This window comes from Paraburkholderia steynii, from assembly GCF_900100565.1.
Lineage (GTDB): Bacteria > Pseudomonadota > Gammaproteobacteria > Burkholderiales > Burkholderiaceae > Paraburkholderia > Paraburkholderia terrae.
In genome coordinates, this window is the sequence record NZ_FNDI01000011.1 from 132,742 (window position 1) to 150,890 (window position 18,149).

Annotated in this window: 14 protein-coding genes; 5 read left to right on the forward strand and 9 right to left on the reverse strand. The window is 62.7% G+C overall.

The features are described 5' to 3' along the window. Positions 1-401 precede the first annotated feature (401 nt). Together ppc and BLT65_RS20835 are read left to right on the forward strand one after the other, a co-directional pair. The gene (gene ppc / locus BLT65_RS20830; RefSeq protein ID WP_091780431.1) at positions 402-3,497 is read left to right on the forward strand and encodes a phosphoenolpyruvate carboxylase; all 3,096 of its coding nucleotides are present in this window, start codon (positions 402-404) and stop codon (positions 3,495-3,497) included. A gap of 434 nt (positions 3,498-3,931) precedes the next feature. Next, positions 3,932-5,503, forward strand: coding sequence for a hypothetical protein (locus BLT65_RS20835; RefSeq protein ID WP_143036532.1), 1,572 nt, complete (start codon positions 3,932-3,934; stop codon positions 5,501-5,503). Between the two features lie 184 nt (positions 5,504-5,687). On the opposite strand, the gene BLT65_RS20840 is transcribed toward BLT65_RS20835, so the two are convergent. After that, complete coding sequence (locus tag BLT65_RS20840; protein ID WP_091780435.1) at positions 5,688-6,440, reverse strand: class I SAM-dependent methyltransferase; 753 nt, start codon at positions 6,438-6,440, stop codon at positions 5,688-5,690. Between the two features lie 151 nt (positions 6,441-6,591). On the opposite strand from BLT65_RS20840, the gene BLT65_RS20845 reads away from it, so the two are divergent. From BLT65_RS20845 to BLT65_RS20855, 3 genes are all read left to right on the forward strand, one after another. Next, a complete protein-coding gene (locus BLT65_RS20845; RefSeq protein WP_091780438.1) occupies positions 6,592-7,404 on the forward strand; it encodes a helix-turn-helix transcriptional regulator in 813 nt (270 codons plus the stop codon). A 117-nt stretch (positions 7,405-7,521) separates the two neighbouring features. After that, complete coding sequence (gene argH / locus BLT65_RS20850; RefSeq protein WP_091780441.1) at positions 7,522-8,928, forward strand: argininosuccinate lyase; 1,407 nt, start codon at positions 7,522-7,524, stop codon at positions 8,926-8,928. Between the two features lie 201 nt (positions 8,929-9,129). After that, positions 9,130-10,050, forward strand: a complete 921-nt coding sequence (locus tag BLT65_RS20855; protein ID WP_091780444.1) for a bestrophin family protein — start codon at positions 9,130-9,132, stop codon at positions 10,048-10,050. Between the two features lie 56 nt (positions 10,051-10,106). Here BLT65_RS20855 and BLT65_RS20860 read toward each other — a convergent pair whose 3' ends face one another. The 8 genes from BLT65_RS20860 to apbC all read right to left on the reverse strand — a co-directional run bounded on the left by BLT65_RS20860 (position 10,107) and on the right by apbC (position 17,948). Continuing rightward, positions 10,107-10,781: a DUF799 domain-containing protein gene (locus BLT65_RS20860; RefSeq protein WP_091780674.1), complete on the reverse strand. Its 675-nt coding sequence runs from the start codon at positions 10,779-10,781 to the stop codon at positions 10,107-10,109. 2 nt (positions 10,782-10,783) lie between these two features. Next, the gene (locus tag BLT65_RS20865; protein ID WP_007738260.1) at positions 10,784-11,149 is read right to left on the reverse strand and encodes a DUF4810 domain-containing protein; all 366 of its coding nucleotides are present in this window, start codon (positions 11,147-11,149) and stop codon (positions 10,784-10,786) included. 44 nt (positions 11,150-11,193) lie between these two features. Further along, on the reverse strand, positions 11,194-11,871 hold the full coding sequence (locus BLT65_RS20870; protein WP_091780677.1) for a CsgG/HfaB family protein: 678 nt from the start codon (positions 11,869-11,871) through the stop codon (positions 11,194-11,196). 244 nt (positions 11,872-12,115) lie between these two features. Continuing rightward, positions 12,116-12,865, reverse strand: coding sequence for a lysozyme inhibitor LprI family protein (locus BLT65_RS20875; protein ID WP_091780446.1), 750 nt, complete (start codon positions 12,863-12,865; stop codon positions 12,116-12,118). Continuing rightward, positions 12,865-15,147: an arginine/lysine/ornithine decarboxylase gene (locus BLT65_RS20880; RefSeq protein ID WP_091780449.1), complete on the reverse strand. Its 2,283-nt coding sequence runs from the start codon at positions 15,145-15,147 to the stop codon at positions 12,865-12,867. The genes BLT65_RS20875 and BLT65_RS20880 overlap by 1 nt, the downstream gene beginning before the upstream one ends. An 82-nt stretch (positions 15,148-15,229) precedes the next feature. Beyond that, positions 15,230-15,799, reverse strand: a complete 570-nt coding sequence (gene dcd, locus BLT65_RS20885) for a dCTP deaminase (protein WP_007588601.1) — start codon at positions 15,797-15,799, stop codon at positions 15,230-15,232. A 314-nt stretch (positions 15,800-16,113) separates the two neighbouring features. Beyond that, positions 16,114-16,647, reverse strand: a complete 534-nt coding sequence (locus BLT65_RS20890; protein WP_042314871.1) for a superoxide dismutase family protein — start codon at positions 16,645-16,647, stop codon at positions 16,114-16,116. A gap of 176 nt (positions 16,648-16,823) precedes the next feature. After that, entirely contained in the window at positions 16,824-17,948 is a 1,125-nt protein-coding gene (gene apbC / locus BLT65_RS20895) for an iron-sulfur cluster carrier protein ApbC (protein ID WP_279634468.1), read from the reverse strand. Between the last annotated feature and the right edge of the window lie 201 nt (positions 17,949-18,149).

An 18,149-nucleotide genomic window follows, 5' to 3' on the forward strand; every position in this document is an offset into this window, starting at 1 on the left:
GGATGTGATAACTAACAATGTTAGCACGCGCTTTGGCAACCTCTCGCTGGCCGCACGGCCATGCCAAAGCAGCGCGACGGCACTTGCGTGAGACGGTAGCTGGCGTTATGCGCTCACTGCCGTCGACCGCCATAGAACCAGAGGAGACAGGCCTGCGGATTCATCCACGCAGAGCCGTCCTTAGCCGTATCGATCGTGACTCGCGTGGCCGCCAGAAGCCCCAGCACGGTCGTTCGCGCGTCGAAGCGCCGCATGCGCGATGATTTAATGCGGCGCAGCACGCGCAACCGGCTCTCCTCCGCCGCGCGCGCCGCATGCTGACAGGCTTTGAGCGCAGTTCCCCGCTGTACCCGCAGTTGCAGTTCACCATTCTTAGACCCTGGCTTTCCTGAGGAAACATCGTGACGTCTTCCGGATCGGCGCGCCCTGCCCGCCGCACTACTGCCTCGCCCGATGCCGTCAATACCGCATCGGCCGCTCCCGCCGCTTCCGCTGTCAAGGCCGCCAAGGCCGTGAAAGCCACGCAAGCTCTCGACTCCGGCAAAACCGGCAAATCCTCGAAGACCAAGGCGCCCGCCAACGGCGTCTCGAAACGAATTAAATCCGACGGCGCCGGCAAGCAGGAAGCCGCGCGCGCGTCGAAAGAAGCGAAGAACGGCGCCGCGGCGCAGGTGAAGGACAATGCCCGCACGCGCGAAGACAAGGACCAGCCGCTCTTCGAAGACATCCGCTATCTGGGACGGCTGCTCGGCGACGTGGTGCGCGAGCAGGAAGGCGACGCGGTGTTCGACGTCGTCGAAACGATTCGTCAGACGGCTGTGCGCTTTCGCCGCGAGGACGACAGCGTCGCCGCGCAGGCGCTCGACAAGAAGCTGCGCGCGCTGTCCCCAGAGCAGACGGTGAGCGTCGTGCGCGCGTTCAGCTACTTCTCGCACCTCGCGAACATCGCTGAAGACCGTCATCGCAATCGCCGGCACCGGATTCACGATCTGGCCGGCTCGACCTCGCAGCCGGGCACGATTGCGCATGCGCTCGACCGGCTCGTCGAAGCGAACGCCGCCGCGACGCCCGTGCTGCAGCAGTTCTTCAACGACGCGCTGATCGTCCCCGTGCTGACGGCACACCCGACGGAAGTGCAGCGCAAGAGCATTCTCGACGCGCAGCACGACATCGCGCGCCTGCTGGCCGAACGCGACCAGCCGCTGACGGCGCGCGAGCGACTGCAGAACGAATCGCTGCTGCGCGCGCGCGTGACCTCGCTGTGGCAGACGCGCATGCTGCGCGACTCGCGCCTGACGGTCGCCGATGAAATCGAGAATGCGCTGTCGTTCTACCGCGCGACGTTCCTCGAAGAGATCCCCGCGCTCTACGCCGACATCGAAGAAGCGCTCGTCGAGCACGGCCTCGATGCACGCCTGCCGCCCTTCTTCCAGATGGGCAGCTGGATTGGCGGTGACCGCGACGGCAATCCGAACGTCACGGGCGAGACGCTCGAAAACGCGATCACGCGCCAGGCCGCGGTGATCTTCGAGCACTATCTGGAACAGGTACACAAGCTCGGCGCGGAACTGTCGGTGTCGAACCTGCTGGCGGGCGCGAGCGACGAACTGAAGGCGCTCGCGGAAGCCTCGCCCGATCACTCTCCGCATCGCACGGACGAGCCGTACCGGCGCGCGCTGATCGGCATTTACACGCGGCTTGGCGCCAGTGCGCGCGTGAGGCTCGGCGAAGGCGTCGTGCCGCTGCGCAGCGCCGGCCCCGGCGCGCCGAAGATTCGCGCGACGCCCTATGACGATTCGTCCGAGTTCGTGCGCGATCTGCATGTGCTGATCGATTCGCTCACCGAGCATCACGGCGCGTCGCTGGCAACGCCTCGTCTGTCGCCGCTGACGCGCGCCGCCGAAGTGTTCGGCTTCCACCTCGCGAGTATCGATCTGCGTCAAAGCTCCGACATCCACGAAGCGGTGATCGCGGAGCTGCTGCGGCGCGCGGGTGTCGAAAGCGACTACGCGGCGCTTTCGGAAGGCGACAAGCTGCGCGTGCTGCTCGCGGAGCTCGCGCAACCGCGCCTGCTGCGCTCGCCGTATGTCGAGTACTCGGATCTGGTGAAGAGCGAACTCGGCGTACTGGAACAGGCGCGGGTGACGCGCGAGAAGTTCGGCGCGCGCGCGGTGCGCAACTACATCATTTCGCACACGGAGACGGTGAGCGATCTGGTCGAAGTGATGCTGCTGCAAAAGGAAGCGGGCCTGCTGCAAGGCGCGCTCGGCAACCCGGTCGATCCGGCGCGCGCGGGCCTGATGGTGATCCCGCTCTTCGAGACGATTCCCGACTTGCGCAACGCGTCGCACATCATGCGCGATCTGCTGGCGCTGCCCGGCATCGATGCCGTCATCGAGAACCAGGGCAACGAGCAGGAAGTGATGCTCGGCTATTCGGACAGCAACAAGGACGGTGGCTTCCTGACGTCGAACTGGGAGTTGTACCGCGCGGAACTGGCGCTGGTGTCGCTGTTCAATGAGCGCGGCATCACGCTGCGGCTGTTCCATGGACGCGGCGGTACGGTTGGACGCGGCGGCGGCCCGACCTATCAGGCGATTCTTTCGCAGCCGCCGGGCACGGTCGATGGACAAATTCGCCTGACGGAACAGGGCGAGGTGATTGCCAGCAAGTTCGGCAACCCCGACATCGGCCGGCGCAATCTGGAGACGGTCGTTGCGGCGACGCTCGAAGCGTCGTTGTTGCCGCATGGCAATGCGCCTTCGCAACTGCCCGACTTCGAGGAAGTGATGCAGACGCTGTCGGATGCGGCGATGGCGTCGTACCGTGCGCTCGTCTATGAGACGCCGGGCTTCACTGAGTACTTCTTCTCGTCGACGCCGATTGCGGAGATCGCCGAGTTGAACATCGGTAGCCGGCCTGCGTCGCGCAAGCTGCAGGACCCGAAGCAACGCAAGATCGAGGACCTGCGGGCGATCCCGTGGGGTTTCTCATGGGGACAATGCCGGCTGCTGCTGACGGGCTGGTATGGGTTTGGTAGTGCGGTTTCCGGTTGGCTCGAGGCCGCGGGCTCGAATGTCGAGCGTGAACGTCGTGTGAATCTGCTGCGCAAGATGCTTAAGGCGTGGCCGTTTTTTGCGAACCTGCTGTCGAATATGGATATGGTGCTGGCTAAGACCGATCTCGCGGTGGCGTCGCGCTATGCCGCGCTTGTGGCTGATAAGAAGCTGCGCAAGCATGTGTTCGAGCGGATTGTCGCGGAGTGGGAGCGCACGTCCAATGTGCTTTCTGAGATTACCGGGAAGAAGGATCGGCTCGCTGATAATCCTTTGCTCGCGCGGTCTATTAAGAATCGGTTTCCGTATCTTGATCCGTTGAATCACTTGCAGGTGGAGCTGCTCAAGCGCCATCGCGCCGGGGATGATAATGTCCGCGTGCGGCGTGGGATTCATTTGACTATCAACGGGATTGCGGCTGGGTTGAGGAATACGGGCTGATCTGGCCTTTGTGCTGTGAAGAGGCGGCGGTTCTTTTTAGAACCACCGCCTTTTTTGTATTTAGGTGCAAATTGTCCATACGGTATCGTGTCTTTAGCATGATCGCGCGTCTCGAAAAACACCTTACGCGCTTCATACCACACCTTTACGTTTTTATTGGTCGCCCGCACGCAAGATGACCGGGTGCTGGCAAAATCCGCCGGACTTGGTCTATCTTGACAAGTGAAGCGGGAATCGGCCGAAACGCACGCACCATTAGATCCACGCCACCGAATCGCGGCGCATATTCACAACAAAAGCGCCGGAAATTTTCATCCAAATTAATCTGTATAACGAATCATCAGTCAGATTAAAAGAGATGCATCGAGGCGGGCGATCTTTAGCGAAACCGATCCACCAATTTTAGTTAGTACTACATTTTTTAACAAAACGGCATGATCAAAACGAAGGGCAAACGAACCTTGATTGCGATGTGTTGCGCGCTGACCGTTTCGGCTTGCGGCGGCGGCGGCACCGACAGCAGCACTGGTGCAGACAACGTGCAAGACAGCGCCTCAAACACCGCGGGACGTGGACAAACGAACCAGGCACCGGGTTTCACTCAGGCGTCAGGAACTCAACAACTCTGGGAAGGAACGAACCCCACCGTTCCCATGACGCCGCAAGTCACGCTCGATGACAAGGGCACGGCCGTTGCTTCATGGATCGAAGGCATTTCTGGCGAACTCATCACATCGGTGGCCGAAGCCAACGGGCACTGGTCCTCCGCAAACGTGCTGACGAAAGGATCGATCAACTCCGGCAACACGTACGCACTTCGGACCAATTCATCGGGGCAGCGCGTGCTGGTCGTCCCGAAGTTCAATACGGGCGCCGGATCATATCCGTACGCCGTGTACTTCTATGGACCATCAAGCGGTTGGTCTGATCCCGTTCCTTTGAATCGGCAGCTCGCGGCAGTCAGTCCGGACGCGTCTGATATCCAGGTCACTGGCGATGGCACAGCACTGATGTCGGTGTTGAGTTACAACCCGTTCGAAAAAAACCAGCCTGTCGGGCCTGCTGAGCTATACCGTCTGCGCCCAGATGGTGCGCAGAAGACGGGGCTAACAACCGTATCCATGTCAGTCCTTGGGACTCCCCTTCCGTCACAAGAAACCTCAGTTGGCGGCGCTTTCTTCGCCATGCCGCCGCAGGACTCTGCCGCCATCAAGAACCAAGGCTACCTATTCTGGCAGGAAGCAGGCGGGGGCTCTCAACCTTACTCGTCTCTCGGCCTCCTTGGCGCGATCATCACATCGCCGCCGTTCTATACGACCGACGCGCGTGGCATTGCCCAAAACGTCGCAGCGGGTCGCGTAACATGCAGCAGCCGTGGCGTTCCCCAGGCTATGACTTCGATCGCGCGCACGGCTACCGTAATTTGGGGCGATCCGACGTCAGCTGGCACGTGTACGCTGAAGGCGACCAAATTTGACGAAGATCATGGCGGGCAAGCACGCACCGATACTCTCGGCTCTCAAGACACCGATCTGAGCGAGGCGAAGTTGTTAATGGACGGCTCCGGCAACGCGTTGGTGTTGTGGACCGAAACCAGTAAAAACGGTACGGTCACGCGTTACAAATGGAGCCAATCGTTGGCTGGCGGGGAATGGAGCGCACCCGCAGACCTGGCATCGACCTTTGGACTTACTGACGATGTGATCACCAGGCGTCCGGCCATCGCGATGAACCAAGCGGGAGATACCGTCCTGGCCGTTGTCACGGGAAGCGCCAATCTCACGAATCACACGGGAAAACTAAGTTACGTGCGATTTAACTTCAAGACTGGATGGACCCAGAAAACGGAAATCGCGGGAGGCCGGTTTTTCTCGGGTTTCGAAGCGGGCGTCGACATCAATCGCGGCGGCAAGGCGATCGTACTCTACCGCGTGGCGCCCTGTTTTGATGCCACAGGCCCGGAGTCCAGCTGTACTCCCACATCGATTTACGCATACGCGATGTAATGAGACGGCCGCTTCGGTGATGTCTGCAATTCGCGCCATTCGATTCGGCCGGCCTAACTCGAATTCGACCGCTTAACCGATCTGCGCTCTGCTTTCGGCGTGCAACGCGGCAGGACAATGCACCTGCGTCATTGCACGCCGCCATCGGGTCTCACGGCGCGTTAAAAGCTTGCACAGCAAGCTACTAGTACGCCTCAACCATCAAAGCATCGAGCTTAAAAGACCCATCACTCTGAACATCGAAGTACTCACGAACCTCATCCGGAGCGGAAGCCCACAAAGACCGAATCGCAACAACCCGCGCCTCAGGCGTCCGCATCCTAGCGACCCACGAATCAAACTCAATATCCAGCCGCCAGCGCTCCCGCACCACAGCCTCAAACCCTGCATCAGCAAAAAACGCCACCCACTCATCCGCACGATAGTCACGAATATGCGACCCATCGCGCAACACCTCGACAGCCTGAAGATGCGTATCGAGCAACGGATGCTCACTCCCAGCGATATCAATGAACATCACACGCCCGCCGGGCTTCAAAACCCGCCGCACTTCGGCGAGTGCCAACGGCACATCGTGCCAGTGATGCGCGCTCATCCGGCTGACGACCCAATCGAACGAAGCATCATCGAACGGCAGCTTTTCAGCCGCGCCTTGCTGCGTACGGATATTCGACAACCCGCGCTCAACAGCAGCTGAAGCAACCGTAGCCAGCATCTGCGGCGCAATGTCGTAGGCCACAACAGATCCAGCAGAAGCCGCAACCGCAAAACTCGCGTGCCCCGCCCCGCACCCCATATCGAGCACCGCCGCACCCGGCGTCGCCGCAACAGCAGCCGCCAGCGTCTGCAAATCCGCGCCCGTCGCGTGTACCTGGCTCGTCAAATACGAGGCCGCCGTCGAACCGAACGCGTCGGCTACCTGATCGTGATGCTTCATCGTGTGCTCCAGTGCCTTCAGGCCTGTTTGTGAGGATAGGGTCAGAGTCGCGAAGCGTCTCGCCTGTCGCTACAATAGAGCCCGCCCTGTACCAGTACAAGTCAAGCAATTATTCTGGTATCGACATTACCAGCCACCGCCGTCCCGTCACATGACCACGCCGTCCCCCGCCGATTCCGCCCCGCCGCTCGATGCGTCGCCCGCCCGCGCGCTCGGCGAGTTCATCCGCGCGCATCGCGAGCGCCTGTCGCCGCAAGCCGTCGGCCTGCCGCCCGGCCCGCGCCGCCGCACGCCCGGCCTGCGGCGCGAGGAAGTCGCGCAGCTGTGCGGCGTGAGCCCGACCTGGTACACCTGGATCGAACAGGGCCGGCCCGTGTCCGCGTCCGCCGACGCGCTCGCGCGCATCGCCGTCGCGCTGCAGCTCTCGCGCGCCGAACGCGCGTATCTGTTCGAACTGGCCGCGCAGCGCGACCCGGCCGAGCCGGACCCCGCCGCCGCCGATACCCCCGCCATGCTGCTCAAGACCGTGCAGCTCGTGAGCGCGCCCGCCTACGTGCTCGACCGCCAGTTCACCGCGCTCGCGTGGAACGAGCCCGCGGCGGACCTGTTCGTCGGCTGGCTCGACGGCGAGCATGACCGCAACCTGCTGCGCTATACGTTCCTGTCGCCAGATGCGCGCAGTCTGATCGTCGACTGGGAAATCCGCGCGCGGCGCCTCGCCGCCGAATATCGCGCCGATTCGATCCGCCATCAGAACGACGCACCCACGCGCTCGCTGATCGACGAACTCTCCGCCTCCAGCGACGCGTTCGCGCGCTTCTGGGCGTCGCAGGACGTCAACGAGCGCGAAGGCGGCCAGCGCCGCTTCAATCATCCGCGCGACGGCCACGTCGTCTACAACCAGATCACCTTCAAGCCCGCGCACCGCGAAGACCTGAAGCTCGTCGTGCTGATGCGCGAATGAGCTTGCCGGGCCAGCTGAAAGCCGCCCGCACGGCGGGTGTTAAAATCGTTGTCTCCTTCGAGGCGGCGCCGTCTCCACGCGCCGTCAGCGTCTTCACCTCGCAAACTGCCCATCACCATGACGTCCCAACTGCATAAAAAAGGCGAAGCCTGGTCGGCTCGCTTCTCCGAGCCGATGTCGGAACTCGTCAAGCGCTACACGTCGTCGGTCTTTTTCGACAAGCGTCTGGCGTTCGTCGATATCGAAGGCTCGCTTGCGCACGCGTCGATGCTGGCCGCGCAAAAGATCATCAGCGCCGACGACCTCGCGGCAATCCAGCGCGGCATGGCGCAGATCAAGGGTGAAATCGAGCGCGGCGAGTTCGAATGGCAACTCGATCTCGAAGACGTCCACCTGAACATCGAAGCGCGCCTGACCGCCCTGATCGGCGATGCCGGCAAGCGCCTGCACACAGGCCGCTCGCGCAACGACCAGGTCGCGACCGACATCCGCCTGTGGCTGCGCGGCGAAATCGACCGTATCGGCGATCTGCTGAAGGATCTGCGCGTGGCGCTGCTCGATCTCGCCGACCAGAACGCCGGCACGATCATGCCGGGCTTCACGCACCTGCAGGTCGCGCAGCCCGTGACGTTCGGCCATCACCTGCTCGCCTACGTCGAAATGTTCTCGCGCGACGCCGAGCGCATGGTGGACTGCCGCAAGCGCGTGAATCGTCTGCCGCTCGGCGCGGCGGCGCTCGCGGGCACCAGCTATCCGATCGACCGTCACGCCGTCGCGAAGACGCTCGGCTTCGACGGCATCTGCGCGAACTCGCTCGACGCCGTGTCCGACCGCGACTTCGCAATCGAATTCACGGCGGCATCGGCGCTCGTGATGACACACGTGTCGCGCTTCTCCGAAGAACTCGTGCTGTGGATGAGCCCGCGCGTCGGCTTCATCGATATCGCCGACCGCTTCTGCACCGGCTCGTCGATCATGCCGCAGAAGAAGAACCCGGACGTGCCCGAACTGGCGCGCGGCAAGACGGGCCGCGTGAACGGCCACCTGATGGCGCTGCTCACGCTGATGAAAGGCCAGCCGCTCGCGTACAACAAGGACAATCAGGAAGACAAGGAACCGCTGTTCGATACCGTCGATACCGTCGCCGATACGCTGCGTATCTTCGCCGAGATGGTCGCGGGCATCACGGTGAAGGCGGACAACATGCGCGCGGCTGCGCTGCAAGGCTTCTCGACGGCAACCGATCTCGCCGACTACCTCGTCAAGCGCGGCCTGCCGTTCCGTGACGCGCACGAAGCGGTCGCGCATGCGGTGCGTGTCTGCGAACTGCGCGGCTGCGATCTGGCCGATCTGTCGCTCGACGAGATGAAGGCTGAGTTGCCGAACGTCGCTTCGTTGCTGGGCGACGATGTGTTCGGCTATCTGACGCTCGAAGGATCGGTGGCGAGCCGCAATCATCCGGGCGGCACCGCGCCGGATCAGGTGCGGGCCGCCGTTGCCGCTGCGCGGGCTGCGCTCGGCTAGGCCGCTTCCATTCGGCTGCTGAAAGGCGGACTCTCTGGCGAGGGTTCGCCTTTTTTGTTTTCGCACGCGTTGCCTGCGGCTTCTGGCTCGTGCGCCTTCGCTGCATCGAGGGGACAATGGGCCGCTCTCACCTCGCCTGCCGTTGTGCTGCGTCGTCGTCGGCTACTATCACGCAACCATCGGCTTTCATTGTGTACTGTCATGATCATCCGCCCACAACTCCGCTGGTTCCGCATGCTGCTCGCGTGGCGCGGTTCGGTCCTTCCCGAGCTGTTGCCCCGCCTGTGCGTCATTCTGCTTATTTCACTCGTCGCGCTCGGCGTTCATGTTCACCTGCTGAAGATCAGCATCAACATGACCACCACGCCGTTCTCGCTGATCGGCATTGCGCTCGCGATCTTCCTCGGCTTTCGCAACAGCGCGAGCTATGACCGCTACTGGGAAGCCCGCAAGCTCTGGGGCTCCCTGCTCAACGAGACGCGCTCGCTCACGCGCCAGGTCTTAACGCTGCCGAACGCTCATATCGACCCGAGCGAAACGCAGGCCTTCGTGCAAGCCTTGTGCGCCTTCGCGCACGCGCTGCGGCATCAGTTGAGATGCACGGACCCATCGGAAGATCTGTCGACGAGACTCGACAAGCCGCTCTTCGAGCGCGTCATGATGTCGCGCTATCGGCCCGCGACGATCATGCTCTGGCTCGGCGAATGGACGCAGCGCCAGGCGCGCGACGGCAAGCTCGACGCATGGACGGTTCAGGCCATCGATCGCAATCTGAACGGGCTGTCGGATGTGGTTGGCGGCTGCGAGCGGATCCTGTCGACGCCGCTGCCGTTCGCGTATTCGGTGATGATTCACCGCACCGTGTACTTCTTCTGCGCGGCGCTGCCGTTCGGGCTGGTGGAAACGGTCGGCGTGTTCACGCCGATCTTCTCGGTATTCGTCGCGTACACGTTCATGGCGCTCGACGCGATCGCATCGCAGATCGAAGAGCCGTTCGGCACCGACGACAACGACCTCGCGCTCGATGCGCTGTCCGGGTTCATCGAAGATGCCGCGCGCGACCTGCTCGCGCAGCCTTCGTTGCAGAAGACTGCCGCGAAAGATGGTTATCTGCTCACCTGAAGCGTGAGCAGGACACGCGCGCCGAACATAAACGGCGCGCGTTCCTCACAACAACATCAGTCCGTGCCGTACTTCGGCGAACGCGGACCATACAGCAGACCATCCGCGCCGCCGCTCGACAGCAGCTTGCGGCTCGTCAACCTCGCCACATCGTGCGATTCGTCGCTCAGCGTATGTGCGACCTGCTTGACGGCCGCCTGCACCAGCGCGCCGATCAGCCCGCCGCCGACGTTCACGTTGCCGCCCAGTTCCTTGCCCGTCGCGCTTGCCGACCCTTGCCAGAGCGTGTCGCCCGAGCGCAGATCGACGAGCTTCGCGGTTGCCGACACCACCGTCGTGCTGTCGATGATCGTGTATTTCGAACCGTACTGCGTGATCTTCGTGTACACCGCGGCGTCCGCGCCGAAGATGCTGCGCAGCTTGTCGGGCGCGACGGCCTGGATGTCGGTCGGCGTGGTCAGGCCGTTGTGCTTGAACGTCTCTTCCATCTCGACGACGGGCACCACGTAATAGCCGCCTTCCGCGATCGGCATCGTCATCTGCGACAGCATGCCGTACGTCGCGTTCACGTCTGCCGTGTCGTTGATGGGCGGCAGCACGAGAATCGTGCTCGGCTTGCTGTTGCGAAACGCGGTGTAGTCGACCTGGCGAGGCGCATGCGTCACGCACGCCGTCAACGTGAACAGAACAGACAGCGCGGCGATCAGTTTCAGTGAGAGAAAGCGGGTCATGGTCATTGGAATTTGCTCAGCAGAAAGTCCATGTAGGTCGACGATTCAGGAAACGACTGCTTCTCCGCGAGCAGTTCCTGCTTCGCTTCCTGGTCCTTGCCGACGGTCGCGTACAGCATCCCGAGATGCGCATGGAAGCCCGGCGGCGCCGATGCGCCCTTCGCGAGAATCTGCTGACGCGCCTTTTCGAGCGCATCGATCTGCTCGAGCGGACTCTTTTGCCCCTTGAAGTATTCGTACACCTGCGGCTGATAGCCATCCCACTGATACAGCGAAACGCTCTTCGTGTTCGCGCACCCCGACAGCAGCGCGCACGCTGCCGCGACGGGCAGCGCGATGCCCGTCAGCATATTTGTTCTTTTCAACATGGTCTTATTGGATGTGATGTGTTGAAGCGTTGGTTCGCGGCCTGTTAGTTCGCAGCCTGCAACGCGCCCGCGTCGACCTGCTCGACGAGGTGATTGACAGCTTCCTTGATCGCGAGATCGAGCACCTTGCCGTTGAGCGTGGAGTCGTACGACGCGGTGCCGCCAAAGCCGATGATCTCGCGGTTCGACAGGCTGTATTCACCCGCGCCCTGGCTCGATGCGATCACCTCGGAGGTCGTCGTGTCGACGATGTTCAGGCTGACCTTTGCATACGCGACCTGGCTCTTGCCGCGGCCCAGAATGCCGAACAGTTGCTGATCGCCGACTTCCTTGCGGCCGAACTCGGTCACGTCGCCCGTGATCACGTAGTTCGCGCCCTTGAGCTTCTGCGCCTTGTTGGCGATTGCGGCTTCCTGTTTGATTTCGCCCAGGTTGTCGCGTTCGAGCACGGAGAAGCGGCGGCTCTGCTGCAGCGTGGTGACGAGAATGGTCTTCGCCTGGCTGCCGACACGGTCGATGCCGTCGGAGAAGATGCCGCGCATATAGCTCGAGCGGTTGTCGAACTTGCCGACGGCGACGAGTACCGGCTTGCCGGCATAAGGCACGTGTGCGCTACTGACTTCGGGCGTCGGCAGCGAGCGCGACGCCTCCGTCGCGCATCCGCTCAGTGCCGCGGCAACGAACGTGGCGACGAGCAATGCGGAGGGTTTGGATAGCTTCAAGATAGTGATCCCGATCAAAGAATGGCTGGCGCTCCAGGGGCCTTCTGAATCGGGCGTGCTGCGTGCCGTGCTTCTATCCGACGCTCTGGTAACGCAACGTAAGATAACGGCACTTGTAAGCGCAACTTTAAAAAAGTGTCACTAAATGGGAATGGGCGCAGTGTGATCTGATTCACTGCGCATAGAACATGCGTGATGCGAGAAGCACTTAGCTGCTCGAACAGTTTTTAGAAAAAGATCCGGCTCAGTCGTTGCCGGCCGTGTCGCCCATGCGCTTGAGCTGCGCGACGCGCGCGCCGATGATATCGACTTGCGAGCGCGCGTCCATCAGCGGGACGGTCGCGTCGCGATAGGCCGTCCACGCGCGTTGCGCGCGAGACAGGACCGGCCGCGCGTGCGAAGGCAGCTTCGCATGCAGGCGCCGGTAATAGCGGTTCAGGTCGAACATCGCGTGCTCGCACTGCGCGTCGAATGAGCAGGCGCGCGGGCGCTTCTTCGGGTCCTGCCTGCCGGCGTCCATCGCCGCTGCGCGCAGCGCGAGCGCGCGGTCGCGCACCGGCTGCAACTGCATGTCGGCGACCGCGAGCTGGTACGACGTGCCGCGCGTCGTGGCGAGTATGTCGGCCAGCAGCTTGCCGTCCGCTTCGCGCCAGGCCTTCCAGCGCTTCTGACTCTCTTCCCACTTCTTGCTCTGCGCGTCAGCTGCTTTCGACAGCAACTGCTGCAACGACTGATCCATCGAGGCCTGCCACGCGAGCCGCGCCGTATCCATGCACTGCACCTGGCCGACCGCCGACGACATGTCGGCGCGCGCGAGACACGTGCGCATCGATGCGTCGATGGGATCGGCGGCGGCGACTTCGGCATGCGCCGCGCCGGGTGCAAACATCAGCGCGCTCGCCAGCGTCATTGCCGACGCGAACGCGCCCAACGCCGCCGGCGCGCCGACGCGCGCACGACCCCACAACCCGAAGCGCAGTGCCGTCTTCATCATTACGAATCGCGCACGCAATCGACGAAGTACTCGATGCGCCCGTTGATCGTCTCACCGACCAGCCCGTGGATATCCGTATGGAAGCCCGGGAAGCGCTCGTTGAACTCGCGCGCGAACCGCAGATAGTTGACGATGGTCCGGTTGAAGCGTTCGCCCGGAATCAGCAGCGGAATGCCCGGCGGGTACGGCGTCAGCAGGATCGACGTGACACGGCCCTCGAGTTCGTCGATGGGCACGCGATCGATCTCGCGGTGTGCGAGCTTCGCGAAGGCGTCGGACGGCTTCATGGCAGGCTCCATGCTCGACAGGTACATCTCCGTCGTCAGACGCGCGATGTCGTTCGCACGATAGACGCTGTGGATCTGCTCGCACAGATCGCGCAAGCCGATGCGCTCGTATGCGGGATGCTGCGCGACGAACTCGGGCAGCACGCGCCACAGCGGCTGGTTGTTGTCGTAGTCGTCCTTGAACTGCTGGAGTTCCGTGACCATCGAGTTCCAGCGGCCCTTCGTGATGCCGATCGTGAACATGATGAAGAACGAGTACAGGCCCGTCTTCTCGACGATGATGCCGTGCTCTGCCAGATACTTCGTGACGATCGCAGCAGGAATGCCCGTCTCGCCGAATTCGCCGTCCACGTCGAGGCCCGGCGTGATGATCGTCGCCTTGATCGGGTCGAGCATGTTGAAGCCGTCCGCGAGCGGGCCGAAGCCGTGCCAGCGGTCGTTCGGACGCAGCATCCAGTCGTCGCGCGAGCCGATGCCCTCTTCCGCGAGTTCTTCCGGGCCCCAGACCTTGAAGAACCAGTCGTCGCCGTATTCGGCGTCGACCTTGCGCATCGCGCGGCGGAAATCAAGCGCCTCGGCAATCGATTCCTCGACGAGCGCCGTGCCGCCCGGCGGCTCCATCATCGCCGCCGCCACGTCGCACGACGCGATGATCGCGTATTGCGGGCTCGTCGACGTATGCATCAGATACGCCTCGTTGAAGCGGTGGCGGTCGAACGTGCTGTTCTCGCTGTCCTGCACGACAATCTGCGAAGCCTGCGAAATGCCCGCGAGCAGCTTGTGCGTGGAGTGCGTCGCGAACACCAGCGCGCCCGTGCGCGGGCGACCCGCGCCGATTGCGTGCATGTCCTGATAGAACTCGTGGAACTCGGCGTGCGGCAGCCACGCTTCGTCGAAGTGCAGCGTGTCGAGCAGGTCGCCGAGCAGGTCCTTGATCATTTCGACGTTGTAGATCACGCCGTCGTACGTGCTCTGCGTGATCGTCAGGATGCGCGGCTTCAGGTTCGGGTTCTTCGCCAGCGCCTCGCGCGCGAACGGATTCGCCTCGATCTTCTTGCGGATGTTTTCCGGCTTGAACTCGTCGCGCGGAATCGGGCCGATGATGCCGAAGTGATTGCGCGTCGGCGTCAGGAACACGGGGATCGCGTGCGTCATCGTGATCGCGTGGAGGATCGACTTGTGGCAGTTGCGGTCCACCAGCACGATGTCGCCCGGCGCTACTGTTGCGTGCCAGACGATCTTGTTCGACGTCGACGTGCCGTTCGTCACGAAGAACAGATGGTCGGCGCTGAAGATGCGCGCCGCGTTACGCTCCGATGCCGCGACGGGGCCCGTGTGATCGAGCAGCTGGCCGAGTTCGTCGACGGCATTGCAGACGTCCGCGCGCAGCATGTTCTCGCCGAAGAACTGGTGGAACATCTGGCCGAGCGGGTTCTTCAGGAACGCGACGCCGCCCGAGTGGCCCGGGCAGTGCCACGAGTACGAGCCTTCGTCTGCGTACTGCACCAGTTCCTTGAAGAACGGCGGCGCGAGCGAATCCAGATACACCTTCGCCTCGCGGATGATGTGCCGCGCGACGAACTCCGGCGTGTCCTCGAACATGTGGATGAAGCCATGCAGTTCGCGCAGGATGTCGTTCGGCAGATGGCGCGAGGTGCGCGTTTCGCCGTACAGGAAGATGGGGATGTCCGCATTGCGCTTGCGCACCGCCTCGACGAACGCGCGCAGATCGATGATCGCGGGCGCGACGTCGGGCTTTTCACCGTCGCCGTTCTCGACGTAGGGCAGCAGTTCATCGTCGTCGATCGACAGGATGAAGCACGACGCGCGGCTCGACTGCTGCGCGAACGACGTCAGATCGCCATAGCTCGTGAGACCCAGCACTTCCGCGCCTTCTTTCTCGATAGCCTCGGCGAGTGCCCGGATGCCGGAACCCGAGATGTTCTCGGAGCGGAAGTCCTCGTCGATGATGACGACGGGAAAACGAAACTTCATGTGCGATTCTCCAAAAAGAACGACCGCTGCTTCTGATGCGCAGCGGTCACCCGGATAGCTGGTGATTCAATGCGCGGTTGCGTTACGTCTTCGGTAACGTCACGCCATGCTGTCCTTGATATTTGCCGCCGCGATCCGCGTACGACACGTCGCAGATCTCGTCGCTTTCAAAGAACAGCACCTGCGCAACGCCTTCGTTCGCGTAGATTTTCGCAGGCAAAGGTGTCGTATTTGAGAATTCGAGCGTAACGTGCCCTTCCCATTCCGGCTCGAACGGCGTCACGTTGACGATGATGCCGCAGCGCGCATACGTCGATTTGCCGAGGCAAACCGTCAGCACGCTGCGCGGAATACGGAAATACTCGACCGTGCGCGCGAGCGCGAACGAGTTCGGCGGAATGATGCAGACGTCGCCCTTGAAATCGACAAACGATTTCTCGTCAAAGTTCTTCGGATCGACGATCGTCGAGTTGATGTTCGTGAAGATCTTGAATTCGTCGGCGCAGCGGATGTCGTAGCCGTAGCTCGAGGTGCCGTAGCTGACGATCTTGCGACCGTCTTCCGTCACGCGCACCTGGCCTGGCGCGAACGGCTCGATCATCTTGTGCTCGGCGGCCATACGCCGGATCCACTTGTCGGATTTGATGCTCATAGGTACACGCTGCTGACGGGGTGAAATCGGGCCGGCTGACGCTTGCGCGCCGCTTTCGCAACGCGTGCCGCCGGACGAAAGGCGCTTATTTTACGCGAACATGGCGGGCGTGCCCGATGCGAGCTGAATCGCGTGCGCGGACGTGCCGCGCAATAGCGCGCGCCGGCTTGACGGCCATCGACGATGCAACACGGATAACGGCAGGAATTGAAGCGGAAACAGGCGGAAGAACGGGCGTTTGCATACTGCGCAAACGATTGGCGGACAAAAGGCGGGGCGATGCAGTACGAACTGCGGCGGGTGAACGGCGCTGCTTACTGGCGGATCAGCCCGCACGCAAGCGCGGGGCCGGCGCCATGTTGCGGATACGCGTAGGGATCGGACGCTTCGCGGTGGACCAGCACGGCGCGCTGCAGCACGGAACGCACGCCGTCGAGCGAGACATCCGGCGCGACGATGAAGCCCGCCGCCACGCCCGCCGCGTCCGCGTGGATATTGCCGAGATCGCCCTCGACGCGCGAGCCCGACTTCAGACGCTCCGCAGCTGGCGCGAACACGGCGCCCGCGCCGGCGCCGTCGGCGGAATTGCAATCGCCGCGTTCATGCACCTGCAGGGCGTGATCGCTGTTCGGCGGCAAGCCCGTGAGGTTGTAGGTAACCTGAACACCGTCCGAACGCTCGATGAACGTGACCATGCCGCGCGCCTGGTTGCCCAGCGTCGGCAGCAGTTGCGCGTCAGCGCGTTTCTCCTGTGGCTTCATGAAGCCCATGCACCCTGACAACAGGGCGCTGGTCGCAGCCAGGACGACGATGGTCTTGATCGCCTCGCCGCCGATTCGTTTTCTCATGCGATCCTCTTGTCGAGCGCCGGCCGCCCCCGCGACCGCGTTGCCGGACCTGATGAAGCCGACATGATACCGCGAGCGGGGCCGCATTCAGACCCCTTTCTCCCCGCTCCTGAAGAGTTGTTCGACCCGTTGTTCAGTTGCCCCGCGCCGACTACCAGACTGGGGCATTTCGCGCCTTATGTGTTCTGCACGACGATGGTCGGGAACTTCGAACTCATGTCGCGCGAGCGCTCAGCGATATGAATCGCGACCTTGCGCGCAATCGTCCGATAGATCTCCGCGATACGGCCGTCCGGATCCGCTGCCACCGTCGGTGTGCCCGAGTCGGCCTGTTCGCGGATCGCGATGTCGAGCGGCAGGCTGCCGAGCACGTCGACGCCATACTCCTTTGACATCCGCTCCGCCCCGCCCGTCCCGAAGATATGCTCTTCGTGGCCGCAATTCGAGCAGATATGCAGGCCCATGTTCTCGACGATGCCGAGAATCGGAATGCCCACCTTCTCGAACATCTTCAAGCCCTTCTTCGCATCGAGCAACGCGATGTCCTGCGGCGTCGTGACGATCACGGCACCCGTCACGGGCACGCGCTGCGACAGCGTGAGCTGGATATCACCCGTGCCTGGCGGCATGTCGACGATCAGATAGTCGAGATCTTTCCAGTTGGTCTGACGCAGCAACTGCTCGAGCGCGGACGTGGCCATCGGGCCGCGCCACACCATCGGGTTGTCCTGTTCGACCAGAAAGCCGATCGAGTTCGCCTGCACGCCGTGGCCCGCCATCGGGTTCATCGACTGGCCGTCGGGCGACTCGGGGCGGCCTTCGATGCCGAGCATCATCGGCAGCGACGGGCCGTAGATGTCGGCATCCAGAATACCCACCGATGCGCCTTCGCTCGCCAGCGCAAGCGCGAGGTTCACGGCCGTCGTGCTCTTGCCGACACCGCCCTTGCCCGACGCAACGGCCACGATATTCTTCACGTTCGGCAACAGTTTGACGCCGCGCTGCACGGTATGCGCAGCGATGTCCTGCGACACTTGTACGCGCGCCGCTTCGACGCCAGGCACCGCGCGCAGCGCGTTCTCGACGAGCGCGCGAATCGCTTCGAACTGACGCCTGGCCGGATAGCCGAGTACCACGTCGACGCTGACCGTGGCACCATCGACGTTGACGTTCTTGAAGTTCTTCGCTGCCGCGAAGGGCTTCTGGGTGTTGGGGTCGGTGATGGCCGCGAGGGCCGCGTCTACCAAAGCCCGATCGATGCTCATTGAGTCTCCGTGGGAACGCTTGGCGAGGTGCGCGATCGAAGTCTGCGCCACACGCCTGAAATATTGAAAGAAATTGTTAGCCGGCATTGCCTAAAACCTGTCTCATTGGCACGCTTGCCGCGCAAGTTTTGCAATAGGGCCGAATCGACGCCTGCTCAGTCGTCATTGTAGTGGCTGGCGCAGGGGCCTGCCGGAAGACCCTTTCCGGCTGTCGGCACGGTTCACGAGCCCTTGCAA